Origin of the sequence: Pedobacter sp. G11, from assembly GCF_003860265.1 — a bacterium.
In the GTDB taxonomy this organism is placed as follows: domain Bacteria; phylum Bacteroidota; class Bacteroidia; order Sphingobacteriales; family Sphingobacteriaceae; genus Pedobacter; species Pedobacter agri.
In genome coordinates this window covers 1,467,650-1,482,484 of record NZ_CP034190.1, presented here as the reverse complement: position 1 = coordinate 1,482,484, position 14,835 = coordinate 1,467,650, and the positions used below count along the sequence as shown (strand labels likewise).

The 14,835-nt window shown below is 40.0% G+C and carries 9 protein-coding genes; 8 read left to right on the top strand and 1 reads right to left on the bottom strand.

All coding sequences use genetic code 11. The features are described 5' to 3' along the window. Positions 1-65: 65 nt before the first annotated feature. The 7 genes from EA772_RS06465 (at position 66) to EA772_RS06435 (ending at position 11,989) form a co-directional block, all read left to right on the top strand. The gene (locus tag EA772_RS06465) at positions 66-824 is read left to right on the top strand and encodes a DUF4197 domain-containing protein (protein ID WP_124911949.1); all 759 of its coding nucleotides are present in this window, start codon (positions 66-68) and stop codon (positions 822-824) included. 85 nt (positions 825-909) lie between these two features. Further along, positions 910-1,845, top strand: a complete 936-nt coding sequence (locus EA772_RS06460; RefSeq protein WP_124911947.1) for a PD40 domain-containing protein — start codon at positions 910-912, stop codon at positions 1,843-1,845. Between the two features lie 189 nt (positions 1,846-2,034). After that, positions 2,035-2,325, top strand: a complete 291-nt coding sequence (groES, locus tag EA772_RS06455) for a co-chaperone GroES (protein ID WP_010599229.1) — start codon at positions 2,035-2,037, stop codon at positions 2,323-2,325. Between the two features lie 94 nt (positions 2,326-2,419). Further along, on the top strand, positions 2,420-4,054 hold the full coding sequence (gene groL, locus EA772_RS06450; protein WP_124911945.1) for a chaperonin GroEL: 1,635 nt from the start codon (positions 2,420-2,422) through the stop codon (positions 4,052-4,054). A 318-nt stretch (positions 4,055-4,372) separates the two neighbouring features. Continuing rightward, positions 4,373-10,288, top strand: a complete 5,916-nt coding sequence (locus EA772_RS06445; RefSeq protein WP_124911943.1) for a PKD domain-containing protein — start codon at positions 4,373-4,375, stop codon at positions 10,286-10,288. Next, positions 10,285-11,307 carry a PorP/SprF family type IX secretion system membrane protein gene (locus EA772_RS06440; protein WP_010599227.1) on the top strand — a complete coding sequence of 341 codons (1,023 nt, stop codon included), beginning with the start codon at positions 10,285-10,287 and terminating at the stop codon, positions 11,305-11,307. Before EA772_RS06445 ends, EA772_RS06440 begins: the two co-directional genes overlap by 4 nt. Before the next feature lie 22 nt (positions 11,308-11,329). Beyond that, positions 11,330-11,989, top strand: a complete 660-nt coding sequence (locus EA772_RS06435) for an MgtC/SapB family protein (RefSeq protein ID WP_010599226.1) — start codon at positions 11,330-11,332, stop codon at positions 11,987-11,989. Between the two features lie 4 nt (positions 11,990-11,993). Here the strand turns inward: EA772_RS06435 and EA772_RS06430 are convergent, their stop codons facing one another. Then, positions 11,994-12,995, bottom strand: a complete 1,002-nt coding sequence (locus EA772_RS06430; RefSeq protein WP_124911941.1) for an energy transducer TonB — start codon at positions 12,993-12,995, stop codon at positions 11,994-11,996. A 124-nt stretch (positions 12,996-13,119) separates the two neighbouring features. Here EA772_RS06430 and EA772_RS06425 point away from each other — a divergent pair, with 124 nt between their 5' ends. Continuing rightward, positions 13,120-14,547 carry an L-serine ammonia-lyase gene (locus EA772_RS06425; RefSeq protein ID WP_124911939.1) on the top strand — a complete coding sequence of 476 codons (1,428 nt, stop codon included), beginning with the start codon at positions 13,120-13,122 and terminating at the stop codon, positions 14,545-14,547. Positions 14,548-14,835 lie beyond the last annotated feature (288 nt).

The window sequence follows — 14,835 nt, the reverse complement described above, 5'->3', positions numbered from 1 at the left end:
TGTGGCAAAGCAGGCTACTAAATTTGTGGCAGTTCTTTTGCTTAAAGAAGCTAAACACACACAAAATGAAAAAAATAAATATTTTAACGTCATCCCTGGCATTAATATTATTTGCAAACCTGAACGCGAATGCTCAAATTAAACTGAGCGATATTTTTAAGAAAGTAACGGATAAGCAAAGTACTACTACTGCCACCGGCACCCCAACCACTTTCGAAATCGGGCAGGGTATTAAAGAGGCTTTGCAACTCGGCGTTTCTGCAGGTGCCGACCGCTTATCAGTAAAAGATGGTTTTTTGGGTAATTTAGCTGTTAAAATTTTAATGCCTCCCGAAGCACAAAAAGTAGAAAAAACGCTACGTGGCATAGGCTTGAATAAACTTTGCGATAATGTGATTACCAGTTTAAACCGTGCTGCGGAAGATGCGGCTACTGAAGCAAAACCAATTTTCATCTCGGCAATTAAACAGATGACACTGGCTGATGCAACCAATATCCTGCTAGGAAACAATGATGCGGCAACAGCTTATTTTAAACGGGTAACTACCTCTGAATTGATGCAAAAATTTAGTCCAATAGTAACCACTAGCCTGAATAAAGTGAACGCAACGAAATATTACAGCGATTTAACTTCGCAGTATAACCGTTTGCCTTTAGTAAAACCCGTAAATACAAATCTTACGGAATATGTAACGCAAAAGGCAATTGATGGATTATTTATTGAGGTGGCTAAAGAAGAATTGAAAATCAGAGGGAATTTCAACGCTCGAAGTACCACCCTGCTTCAAAAAGTGTTTGGTTATGCAGATAAGAAAAAAAGTTAAGTCTGAATAAAATCATAAAATTAGAAGATCTGGGTTTTAAAAAGCCTGGATCTTCTTTGTTTAAAAACAATTCGTAAAATTGCGCATGACTAAATTGTATTCTCGTTTCGTACTGGCAATCGTTTCATGCCTGGCTATGTTTGCTTCTTGCACATCCAACAGTAATGATCAATCTAAATCAACAGCGATATTGGATACCGTTTCTTTAAGCGGGAAAAACTTTGCTTTGGCTTATCAGGATGGGCAAAAAATTGTAGCTACCAGTATTGATACGATGAAACAAATTTCATTTGGTGGCGCTACTGACCCATCCATTTCTCCTGATGGAAATAAATTGGCTTATACTGTTAGCGATAGTGCCGGAAACAGGAGCGTTTGGATAGCAGATTTGGAGAATAAAAGTCAGTTGCAGTTGCATGCAGACAGTAAAAATTATTATGGCGCAGTATGGTCTGAAGATGGTATGCATATTGTTTTTAGTGTTTTAAACGAGAAGAGCATCTGGAAAGTTGGTCTGATCAAAAACGATAATACCAGCTTTGTAATCCTTGATGGCCAATCGAATATCAATGTGAGTTCACCAACCTGGAAATCGGCGAATGAAATTGTTGCCCACGATTTGAAAAATCTATACACTTTTAATACTTCAGGAAAAATCATCGATACGAAGCCTTTAAAAGATTTGATCGGAACGAATTACAATATTGCCAGCGATAATCGTTTCTTCTATGCCGATAAGGGTAATAAAATTATTTTCAGTGCTTATTCTGGTAACGCCATACCCGAATTACATGGTAAAGCCAATGCTGTTTTTTCAATGGATGTGGCATCTAAAGCGATCAAACAAATTTCCTCCCCTGAGATGAATGTGTCGAATCTTTTTGTTGCTGCCGATGACCGGATTTTCTTCAGCGCAGCTGAAAAACCATTTACGCAAAGCCGAATTTATGTTTCTGATTTAAAAGGCGATATTAAAACCATTGTAGATAAGGGAACAGATCCTACAGCAGCCTTAAAGTAGTGCATTTGTAAGCCTTCACTCTGGCAATACCTCTAAATCTTCTCTGCCAAGCTGACACCTAATATTCTTGATTTGTTTGTATTTTGACAGGACAGGTGTAATTTTGTCCCTGAAAACCTCTTGGCATAAAAAGTGTTAATTGTAAGCTTAGTTAAAAAACTTAAATCAAAATAAAAAATAATAAAAGTTATGGCGTTAAACCTTAAACCAATTGCTGGCAGTTCGAACAGAGTAATTGTAGAACCAGCTGCCGCAGAAGAGAAAACTGCATCGGGTTTGTATATCCCTGATACCGCTAAAGAAAAACCATCTAAAGGAACTGTAGTTTCAGTTTCTGAAGAAGATGCTGAAGGTAAAAAAGCAAGCGTAAAAGTAGGCGATGTTGTTATTTATGGTAAATACGGTGGCACCGAGTTCCCTTACGAAGGTAAAGACTACTTAATCATGCGTGAAACTGATATTTACGCTGTTGTAGGGTAATTATAAGTTAAAAGTAGAAAGTAGAAAGTTAAAAGTTATAAGATGATGCGATTTAAAAAATCGTAAATCGTAATTCTAAAAATCTTAAATCAAAATGTCAAAACAAGTAAAATATAACGTAGATGCACGTGACGCCCTGAAACGCGGTGTAGATATCTTAGCAAATGCAGTAAAAGTAACTTTAGGTCCGAAAGGCCGTAACGTAATCATCGATAAAAAATTCGGATCGCCAGCGATCACTAAAGATGGTGTTACCGTTGCTAAAGAAATCGAATTGAAAGATGCGATTGAAAACATGGGTGCTCAAATGGTTAAAGAAGTAGCTTCAAAAACAGCTGATATTGCTGGTGATGGAACAACTACTGCTACGGTTTTAGCTCAGGCAATCATTACTACAGGTATTAAAAACGTTGCTGCTGGTGCTAATCCAATGGATTTGAAACGCGGTATTGATAAAGCTGTTGCTGCTGTTGTGGCTAATTTAAGAGAACAATCTCAAACGGTTGGCGAAGACAACAACAAAATCAAACAAGTTGCTTCTATCTCTGCAAATAATGATGAGGTGATCGGCGCTTTAATTGCTGAGGCAATGGGTAAAGTTGGTAAAGATGGTGTAATTACTGTTGAAGAAGCAAAAGGTACTGAAACTGAAGTTAAAACAGTAGAAGGTATGCAGTTTGACAGAGGTTACTTATCTCCATATTTCGTTACCAATGCAGATAAAATGGAAGCTGAATTAGATAGTCCTTACATTTTAATCTACGACAAAAAAATCAGCAACATGAAAGAATTGTTGCCTGTTTTAGAAAAAACTGTTCAAACTGGTAAGCCATTAGTAATTATCTCTGAAGATTTAGATGGTGAAGCTTTAGCTACTTTAGTGGTAAATAAAATCCGTGGTTCATTGAAAGTTGTGGCTGTTAAAGCTCCAGGTTTCGGTGATAGAAGAAAAGCAATGTTAGAAGACATCGCAATCTTAACTGGCGGTATTGTGGTATCAGAAGAAAGAGGTTACAAATTAGAAAATGCTGATTTAACTTATTTAGGTTCTGCTGAGAAAGTTGTAGTTGATAAAGACAATACTACAGTAATCAATGGCGCTGGTAACTCTGAAGATATTAAATCTCGTGTAAGCCAAATCAAAGCTCAAATTGAAACTACTACTTCTGATTACGATAAAGAAAAATTACAAGAGCGTTTAGCTAAATTAGCTGGAGGTGTTGCAGTTCTTTACGTAGGTGCAGCTAGTGAGGTTGAAATGAAAGAGAAAAAAGATCGTGTTGATGATGCTTTACATGCAACTCGTGCAGCTGTAGAAGAAGGTATTGTTGCTGGTGGTGGTGTTGCTTTCATCCGTGCAGTCGCTTCAATTGCTGATTTAAAAGGTGCTAACGAAGATGAGAATACTGGTATTCAAATCATTCGTCGTGCGATCGAAGAGCCATTACGTCAAATTTGCGAAAACGCAGGTATCGAAGGTTCTATCGTAGTTCAAAAAGTTAAAGAAGGAACAGCAGATTACGGTTATAATGCCCGTACTGATGTTTACGAAAACTTAATTGGTGCTGGTGTTATCGATCCAACTAAAGTTTCTCGTGTAGCATTAGAAAATGCAGCTTCTATCGCGGCGATGTTATTAACAACTGAAGTTGTTTTGGCAGACGAGCCTGAAGAAGGTGGTGCGCCAATGCCTCCAATGGGCGGCGGCGGTATGGGTGGCATGATGTAATCCAAATCGCTAAAAATCACGGAAAAAATTTCGTGTAAAAATATACCCTCAAGGTTTAATCTCCTTGAGGGTTTTTTTATGCTTATATTTCATTACAGAGCCCATTTCGCCATTCTTAAACTGTTCATTTTGTTCGAGTTGGTGTAAATATTTGAAAGTGCAACATAAAAATTACGTACTTTGTAACTGAATATTTATGAAAGCGTAGGTTTACTTATTACACAATTGTAAGTATACTAGATCAGCCGCCAAACAAACACTGATTTAAAACGAACGTAAATCATTCCTTAGTGTTAGAGATTTTTAATGTAGACCTGTTTGAAAAGGAAATGGCTTTTATATACCCTTATTTTAGGGATATTATTGATTACTAAAACATCTTCTGCCCAAATTACCATTGGAACAATTGATCCAGGGCCATTTACGCCTGGAAGTACTATTGCTGCGCCGCTTACCATCCCGAATGGATGTATCGACAGAGGCAATGTTTTTCAGTTGTATTTATCTGATGAGAATGGAAATTTCGCAGCAGAAAAGCTTATAGGAACTTATACCGGTTTTTATAGCACTTATATTAATGGTAGTATTCCTACTACGGGGATTACTCCAGGTATGAGCTACAAGCTTAGAATTAAAACTACAAATCCTGCCGCTGTAAGTGTGGAATCAAATGCATTTGAAATCAAAGCAGGTCAACCTACACAAGCTAAGCTTACTGCTAATTACCTCAATACAACCAACACTGAAACTTTCGGAACCTGTATTAGCAGAGCAAATAACTCATTTTTTATCACAAATGAGTCAACCTCGGGCACCACTGTTACCGCAAAAGTAACTAACGAAGTAAGTGGAAGCGCTACGAATTTGAGTTTTCCAACGAAAATACAAACCTTTATTGCTGATCAGGTTCACTATACAATATTGGCAAAGGCTGTAAATGCTGATGGTACGGTCGGCACAAAAGCTTACCTGTTAATTAACAACAAAGCCATTACAGCTTTCGGAACTTCAGGAAACAACATCGTTTGTTTGCCTTTGGGTGCGCTAGAGTTTAACGTTGATATTACATCGCCAGAGGGAATACAAAACAACTTTCCAGGAGATCTCTATACCATTACGTGGGGAGACAACACCACCTCGGTCTATACCCTGTGTGAAATAAAAGCCCTGGCGGGAAAAGTTAAACATACCTATATCAGATCCTCTTGTGGAAGTACTTCGGTATCAAGCGCCGGAACAATTTACAATGCCTTTGATGTAAGTATCAATGTATCCAATGCTTTCTGCGGCAACGTCGGAACACCGGTTTCTTCTTCGGCAAAAGTTGTGGTAAAGCCACTTAATGCGTTTAGCTATACCAATCCGGGTTGTACCAATACCAACATAACTTTTACCAATACATCAGTATTAGGTGAAAACCCAAATACCAATACACCGGGGTGTACACCAAACGTAGTAACTTACAACTGGTTTGTAGACGGATTACCTGTAGAGGTTAATAAACCTCGTTCGTATAATTTGGTTACTAAATTTTTAACCCATGGGGAACATACTATACGTTTAGAATCTAATAGCTCTGGCTCATGCGAAGCAGATCCTGTGGAGATGAAAATTTGTATTCAAGATCCTCCAAAACCTATTTTCACGCTTCCAAATACAACGATCTGTTCTGGAAGCACATTAAAAGCAAGCGATAACTCTGTGCTTGATAACATTTGTAATGCAGCAAATACATATTCATGGAGCGTAACACCAGCGGTTAGTTATGCCAATGGCACAAACGCATCAAGTAAGGAGCCTGAGTTTATATTTAGCAATGCTGGAGTTTATACAGTGGTTTTAAGAATTTCTACACCATCGTGTGGGATGATTTCATCTGACCCGCAAACGGTAATTGTTAATGCATCGCCAACAGCTACACTTTCTCCAGACATCACCCTGTGTAACCTGGCAACATATGATTTTAATAACACTACATTAGGGCCAACGAAAACAACAATAGCAGGTACATCGAAAGATTTAAGTGATACCTATACCTGGAGCGTTTCAGCCGCTGGCTCCGGAACGTATGACTTTTCTGGTGGAACCACAGCAAACTCAAAATATCCATCCATAAAGTTTAATAATTACGATGAGTATACGATTACGGTTATCCACAAAAATAACTGTGGCTCAGTAACCAAAACTCAAAAACTTACATTCTCTACAGCTCCGGTAGTAAGTGCAGGTGCTGATCAAAGTATCTGTTTTAATGATCCCAGTTTTGCATTGGCTGCCTCGATCACAGGTACAACAACATCACAGGTATGGATTGGTGGTGCAGGTGTATTTACGCCTGATAGAAATACATTAAATGCGGTTTATACGCCTACAACAGCAGAGAAAAATAGTGGAACCGTAACATTAAGGTTGAGGACTACAACATCTCTTGCAGCTCCGTGTAATCAGATAGATGATGATGTAATTCTTACTATAAAACCCAATATTAGTTTAACCAGTGCAGCCAGCAAAGTGATTTGTACCGGCGCAAATGTAGCTTATACGCCAACATCTGCACCAGCAGGGACCACTTTTAGCTGGACGGCTACCGGATCATCGAATGCAACAGGTTTTAGTTCAAACGGAAATGGCAATATAAATGATGTGCTCAACAATACAGATCCTTCTAATAATGCTACAGTAACTTATGTTATTACGCCAAGCCAAGATGGGTGTGTTGGTACCCCCTTTAATTTTGTAGTTACGGTAAATCCAAATCCTACAGTTACCGCAATAGCTCCAAATTTAATTGTTTGCAGTAAAACCAGTTCTGCCATTACACTGGCATCTGCGATGAATGGCCTGAATTATACTTACACCAGTGTTGTTACGGGAGAAATTACCGGAAACACAAATAGGGCGGTTGCAGCTTCAGGAAGCTCAATTAACGACATTTTAATTAATAGCGGAACCACTCCTGGAACCGTGACTTACACCATCATTCCTGTTTCGGCAGGGAACTGTGCCGGTATTCCTACCTTAATTACGATAACTGTAAACCCAAGTGCAACTTTAGCCAATGCAGGTGCTGATGATGCCATTTGCAATGCCAATACTTATATTTTAAAAGCAAATGAAGCTCTGGTTGGTTCAGGAAAATGGACGATCGTTTCTTCACCGACAATTATCACTTTTACCGATGATACAAAACCTAATACAGTTGTTTCGGGACTGCAACCGGGAAATAAATATGTTTTAAAATGGACGATTAGCGATGCGGGATGTTCAACATCAAGCGATGAAGTGGAGATCTCAGTCAACCCTCAAAGTGTAGGTGGAACAACAGCCGGAAGCAATTCAGTTTGTGCTGCTTCTAATGGCGGTAACATTACACTATCAGGAAATGTTGGAAATATTACAAGATGGGAACGTTCCATTGACAATGGACAAACCTGGTCTACCATTAGTTCAACCGCCAATCCGTTTATTTATGCAAACTTAACTGTAACCACGCAATATAGGGCAATTGTTCAGAGCGGGAGTTGTGCGGAAGCGATATCATCAGTTTCAGTTGTAACCGTGAACCCTTTAACCGTGACTGCAAATGCAGGTGCTGATCAGAACTTGTGCAGTGGCAACGGTATTACATTGAATGGGAATAATCCTGCCCCAAATAATGGATTATGGACATTGCTATCTGACCAGACGGGAATTACATTCGCCGACCCAACATTATACAATACAAATGTTACTGGTCTAATACCTGGTGAAATCTATAAATTCAGATGGACGATCTCAGGTTTTACGGGGTGTCCACCATCATCATCAGATGTTACCATAACTTATTTCTCTCCAATTACAAATAGCATCAGCAGTACTTCTTCTACCATTTGTTCAGGGCAGAGTATTACAATAGCGGGCAATGTTCCAACAGGAGGATCAGGTAGTTTCAGTTATCAATGGCAAAGCAGTTTTGATGGGAGTAGCTGGGTAAATATTCCTTCGGCTGTTGCTCAAGATTTAACCATTAAACCGACAGCATCAACAGCTTTCCGACGATTGGTAAACAGTGCAATCTGTACATCGCTAAGCAACTCCGTACAGCTAAATGTACTGCCGGATTTAACGAATAATTCCATTTTATCAGATCAGCAAATTTGTTTGGGCTCAGCAGCGGCAATGCTTAACGGATCAACCCCTGCTGGTGGCGATGGAAACTTTCGCTATCAATGGCAATCAAGTATCGATGGAACCACATGGAGTGATGTATTGGGTGCAACGGCAATTAGTTTTACGCCACCGAATCCTGCTGCAACAATTTTCTACCGTCGTTCAGTAAGCAGCGGATCTTGTTCAATAAACATTAGCAATCAGATAAAATTAACGGTAAACCCTCCGGCAAAGGCAGAAATAACTTATACCCAGGATAAAGGTTGTGCGCCATTTCAACTTACAAATGCCAATGTAACGGCAACATTATTCCCTGACAGAAATGCAACCTATACCTGGTTTGCAGATGGAACACAAATTGGTACTGGAGCAGTTTTTCCAGGTTATACGCTGGCAAACCAAAATCAAAGTGTGGTGATCAAACTTGCGGTAACGAGTAGCCTCGGCTGCAAAAACGACGAAATCGAACATACTTTTACTACCCAGCTGGATGTAAAAGCGGCCTATACTCAAAGCACAACTAATGGCTGCGGACCATTAAATGTGACTTTTACCAATACGTCGAACTCACTAACAGCAGCTACTTTTAAGTGGGATTTCGGAAATGGAACTACTTCGGATTTAGCACAGCCTGCCGCGGTAACTTACCAGCCCGATCCTACAGGAAAAGACCTTAACTATACCATTACATTAACTGCGACAACTCCTTGCGGAACGACTACTCAAACTTCAGAGGTTTTAGTGAAAGCCAAGCCTGTATCTATATTTTCTCCTGATAAAACAGCTGGATGCTCGCCATTCAAAGTGACTTTTAGCAATACATCACCTGGAAATTCGAGCAGTTATACTTATGATTTCGGTGATGGAGAAACCTTAACCGTGAAGGATAAAAATAGTGTTTCGCATATATACAATACAATTGCAGTTAAAGATTATGTTGTTAAAATGATCGCCACAAATGAATGTGGATCCAGGGAATCTCAATACACAATCCGTGTTTCACCAAATTCTATTGTGCCAGAGTTGGTCGTGAACAGCAATCAACTGAGGGGATGCGCACCGATGAAAGTAGATTTCTACAATAACACCAAAGGAGCAAGTACTTTTGTTTACGATTTCGGCGATGGCAGCACCAAAATAACCAACACTGCACCCGAAGTAGTTACGCATACTTTTACAAAAGCCGGAAAATATACCATTACCTTACATGCTTCCAATGGCTGTTCAAATGCATCCACAACAGAAGAAATTGAAGTACTGGAACAACCCCTTGTCAGTTTTACTGCTGATAAAACCAGCGGCTGTGAAGGCATAGTAGTGAAGTTTAAGAACAACAGTCAAAATGCCATCGGCTATGTTTGGGATTTTGGCGATGGAACCACTTCCAATGCAATTGAGCCGACGCATACTTTTACGGGGTCGGGAAAAAGTTTTACAATAACCTTAACAGCCACCAACACATTAGGCTGTACTAATACCATAAGCATTCCAAATTATATCAATACGGTAAATCCGCCGGTGGCAACATTTTCGGTTAGCCCGGGAAATGAATTATCCATTCCAAATTATACGTTTGGTTTCAAGGATCTGAGCACAGGAGCAGTTAGCTGGGAATGGACATTCGGTGATGGATCGAGATCTACACTTCAGAATCCTAACCGTACCTATGCTGAGGATGGTGTGTATTCGGTAACCTTAAAAGTATTGAATAAAGAAGGATGTTCAGCCACCACAACGCAATCAGTCAGGATTATTGGTGTGCCTGGAAACCTTAATCTGCCCAATTCGTTCATGCCTGCTAGTGCTAAGAATGAGTTGAGAACCTTCAAGGCCAAGGGACAGGGCATCAAAGACTGGAAGATGAGTGTTTTCAATAAGTGGGGACAATTGCTTTGGGAAACGACACAACTTGATGATGGCGCACCGCTGGAGGGATGGGATGGAACTTTTCAAGGACAAGATCAGCCACAGGGCGTTTACTACTGGAAAATAGATGTCAAATTTATAAATGGTAGCGACTGGAAAGGGATGACATACGATTCATCTCCGGCAAAAAAAACAGGCGTAATATATTTAATCAGATGATGGGGAGAAAGATAAGATTATTGGTGCTTGCGATGGTGTTGCCATTCCTTTCATTGGCTCAAGACCATATTTATTCGCAATTTTACAATTCGCCGATTTACTTAAATCCGGCATTAACCGGCCAGTTCGAAGGCGATTTCAGATTTAATGCCTTATACCGCAATCAATGGTCGGGCTTAGCGAGTGATTACTCCTACATGAGCGCATCAGGCGATTTAAATCTCGACCGCATTAATAGCGGCGTAGGTTTAATTTTTAACAGAAGTACCGAAGGAACGGCGTATCTGGTAAAAAATAATATCGCTGCCAGCTATTCATACATTATTGGAGGAGATGATTTCGCCCTGTCTTTTGGATTACAGGCAGGAATCACCAATCAAAAATTAAACTGGGATAAACTGGTTTTTGGCGATCAGATCGGAATAGGAACGGGTTATATTCCGGGTAGTATTTCCGGTGCGGAAAGGCCAAGTATCGACAGCCGGTTTTACCTGGATGCCAACGCAGGTACCAACCTAGTTTATGGTAAATTTATGTTAGGTGTTGCAGCACACCACATCAATCGCCCGGATGAATCTTTATCTGGCTTCCAGGCCAAATTGCCCATGCGTATTTCCGGAAACATGAGCTATAAAGTAACTTTAATTCCTGATCAGTATGATCGCGATGGAAGTTATCTAATTCCTTCATTGGTAGTTTATAAACAACAGAATATAACATCATATAGTGCAGGTATGCAATATAAATATGCCAGTATAAACGCAGGCATTTGGTACCGTGGTGGAAGCAATGCCGGTGGAAACGATGCGATCGTATTTTCAGTCATCTTCGATATTTTTAACCGCAAAACGAATGGAGAGAAGTTTCGGGTGGGTATTAGCCACGATGCCACTTCTTCCAAAATAAATTACACCAATACCGGAGGAACATCAGAAATTGGAGTGGGTTATGAAAAATATTTTCAGAATAGTTCAAATGGTGGTCGTGCAAATGGTTTAAGATGTTATGATTTTTATTAATTTGCCTTGCTAATTCGAGGCAATGAACGATATTTTAGATAACAGCCATTTCATCACACAGAGTGAAGTCAATAAGTTTTTACTGGCCACATTGCTTTGTGGTTTAATTGGCGCTGAAAGAGAGTACAGAAGTAAATCAGCTGGTTTAAAAACCATGATGATGATTGGTTTAGGTTCAACCTTGTTCACCATCCTCTCCATTAAAATCGGATTAACCAGTCAGGATCGTATTGCCTCTAATATTGTAACCGGAATTGGTTTTTTAGGCGCCGGTGTAATTTTTAAAGAAGAAAACCGGGTGAAAGGCTTAACCACAGCCTGCATCATCTGGATTGTTGCGGCTATCGGGATGGCGATTGGCAGTGGATATTACGAACAGGCAATTGGCGTTACCGGGGTGGTTTTGCTCGCCTTGATCATATTTCCGTTTTTAGAAGAAGTTGGCGATCGCCGCTTTACCAAAAGAGTTTATCGCATTGTTAAAAAGCAGCATACACATGGCGACTTAGAAAGTTACGAGCAGGTTTTCAGGGAAAATAAACTTAAACCACAACGTGGAAAACACCAACTGGTAAATAATGTCATCACCGGAAACTGGACTGCGACAGGAACACCCAAAAATCACCAAAAATTTGTGGAACAGATGCTAAAGGATAATGATATTATAGAGTTTGATTTTTAGGATATCAAAAATTGAAATTTATACTCTGATTATATCTCACCCTAACAGGTATGCCTCTCTGTTTGGCAGGCTTCCATCGAGGTGCAGAACTGAGTACCCTAATGGCTTCCTGATCTAGTAAGCGATCCACAGGCTTATCTATTTTAATTTCAGTCAGGTTGCCCTTTTGATCAATCACAAAATTTAAAAAAACTCTGCCTCTTATGCCATTCTTGTAAGCCTCTGCCGGATATTTTGTTGAGGATCCAAGATATTTATTCCAGGCTTGCTGACCACCAGGATAGGATGGCGCTTCCATGGTAGCTATATAGGGATAGGTGTTTCCGTCTTTGATGCTTTCGCCTGATTTGAGCTCCCCGTTTTCATACAATTCTGTAAATGTATCGCTCTTATTAGAATACTTTCCACTCCAATTCCCATGCTTAAAACCATTCACATAATCACCCTCCTCCGTAAGCGCTCCATCTCCAGATTTTGATATTTCTACTAAATGTCCGTTTCCATCTGCGATGTTCACTTTCCCGTTCGAATCTGCATCATAAATGATTTTTGCATTGGTATTAAAAATAAAATCCGTAAGTGAGGAATTCATCCCAATCATTTGGTCGCTTACTGGTTTCGCCTTAACATATTCAGCTCTTCTTCTTTCCTTACCGTTTTTATGATAAAAGATAGATACGCCAGAAAGGGTGCCATTCAGGTAATTCATTACCTGGGTTCTTTTGCCTGTGCTATCAAAACTCATCACTGGCCCTTCGAAAATTAATCTAGGTTCAAAAGCACTGATGTATCCCTGAGATTTACGCTTGCCGTTTTTATATAACTCCAATAACTGGAAGCGATTATCTCCCGAATCTGGCTCTTCAATTATCCTGATAAAGTCTGCTTCTGCCCTGGTAGGCACTTCTTTACCGTTTTCTTTTAAATAATAAATATTTTTCTTCTTCTGAGCTTGAGCAAAAGTATAAGTTGCCAATAAAAAGAATAAGAGTAAGCGTAATTTCATAATGTAAATTTAATGAGAATCAATGGACAAACTAACTAAGTCGCATTACATTTTTGTAACGAACATATTGTGATAAAAGGGCAAATTATAAAAACAAATCATAGCTTTGTGTAACTAACTTATCATGATTAAGGAACAGATTTCAGTTTTCGATATTTTTAAAATAGGCATCGGTCCATCAAGTTCTCATACACTTGGCCCTTGGCGGGCTGCGCAACAGTTTACCGCTTCTCTTAATCAGCAAGGGTTGCTTTCTGAAGTGGAGATGGTGAAAATATTACTCTATGGATCACTTGCCAAAACCGGCAAAGGCCACGGAACTGATGTTGCCATTTTATTGGGACTAACAGGTGCAGATCCGGTTACATTTGATGTTGATGCTGTTACTCCAACTTTTGAAAGTATCCAAAAAGATAAAAAATTAAATCTGGCAGGAAACCTGATTATTGATTTCGATTACAACAACGATTTACTATTTCTATTTGCCGAAAGCCTCCCCTTTCACCCCAATGCAGTTACCTTCCAGGCTTTTATGAAAAACGGCAAAGCGTTTTCTGAAACCTATTATTCTATTGGTGGTGGTTTTGTAGTAAAAGAAGGAGAAGATAACAGCCAAAAAGTTCAGGTCGATTTGCCTTTTCCGGTAGAGAAAGCGAAAGAACTTTTACATTGGTGTTTATCTACAGGTTTGAAAGTGAGTGAAATTGTAATGGAGAACGAACTGGCCTGGCGCCCTGAGGCAGTAACCAAGGCGGGAATTCTTCAACATTTTGCCGTCATGCGTGATTGCATCTATCGTGGCTGCCATACCACTGGGTTTCTACCGGGTGGATTGGATGTGGCTAGAAGAGCTTTCCCTTTAAATAAACGCCTGATTGGAAAAGCGGAATACAGCGATTATAATTCCTGGGTGGAAGCCATTCGCAAAGGCGGAAACGGATTCAATTATATTTTAGATTGGGTAAGTTGTTTTGCGCTTGCTGTTAATGAAGAGAATGCTTCTTTTGGTCGGGTGGTTACCGCACCTACAAACGGTGCTGCTGGGGTTATTCCTGCGGTACTGCAATACTTTATCACCTTTTGTGATGGTTATTCAGAAGAAAAAATCATCCAGTTTATTGCCTGTGCATCAGAAGTAGGAAGCATTTTCAAAAAAGGCGCTACCATTTCGGCAGCAATGGGCGGCTGTCAGGCAGAAATTGGCGTTTCCTCAGCAATGGCTGCGGCAGCACTAACTGAGTGTTTGGGCGGTTCTCAGCGACAAGTTTTAATGGCTGCAGAAATCGCCATGGAACATCATTTGGGCTTAACCTGCGACCCGATTGGCGGCTTGGTACAAATTCCATGCATCGAAAGAAATACCATGGGGGCAATAAAAGCCATAACGGCTAGTCAACTGGCGCTTCAAAGTAATCCTGATAAGGCTAAAGTAAGTTTAGACGCCGTAGTAAATACGATGTGGGAAACCGCTTTGGATATGAACGCCAAGTACAAAGAAACATCCGATGGTGGTTTAGCTACAAATATCCCGATTAGTTTGCCGGAATGTTAAATTAACAAGATGATTCTGTAATTTGAAGCGCAATTTTGTGCTTCTTCGGGAAACATTTTTCCCGCCAATGCTGCAATCTTTTGGTTATGGCTTTACGGTTATGAAGGTAAATGCTCCCAAAAGTATTTCCGCGTATGTCGGGGCTAGAAGGCAGAACCAGTAGTTGTTCGTGTGGGTTTCCCTTGCAGGTACCTCTGTGCCTAAACCTGATAGAAATGAAAAGCCCGCAGCGAAGTGAGGACTTAAAATGTTAGCAGCACTATATGCCACCCAAAAGCATAGAAATAC

Bases quoted from the DNA above. Each gene is read 5' to 3' on its own strand.
- EA772_RS06465 (WP_124911949.1), top strand. From the start codon at position 66: ATGAAAAAAATAAATATTTTAACGTCATCCCTGGCATTAATATTATTT.
- EA772_RS06460 (WP_124911947.1), top strand. From the start codon at position 910: ATGACTAAATTGTATTCTCGTTTCGTACTGGCAATCGTTTCATGCCTG.
- groES (WP_010599229.1), top strand. From the start codon at position 2,035: ATGGCGTTAAACCTTAAACCAATTGCTGGCAGTTCGAACAGAGTAATT.
- groL (WP_124911945.1), top strand. From the start codon at position 2,420: ATGTCAAAACAAGTAAAATATAACGTAGATGCACGTGACGCCCTGAAA.
- EA772_RS06440 (WP_010599227.1), top strand. From the start codon at position 10,285: ATGATGGGGAGAAAGATAAGATTATTGGTGCTTGCGATGGTGTTGCCA.
- EA772_RS06435 (WP_010599226.1), top strand. From the start codon at position 11,330: ATGAACGATATTTTAGATAACAGCCATTTCATCACACAGAGTGAAGTC.
- EA772_RS06430 (WP_124911941.1), bottom strand. From the start codon at position 12,995: ATGAAATTACGCTTACTCTTATTCTTTTTATTGGCAACTTATACTTTT.
- EA772_RS06425 (WP_124911939.1), top strand. From the start codon at position 13,120: ATGATTAAGGAACAGATTTCAGTTTTCGATATTTTTAAAATAGGCATC.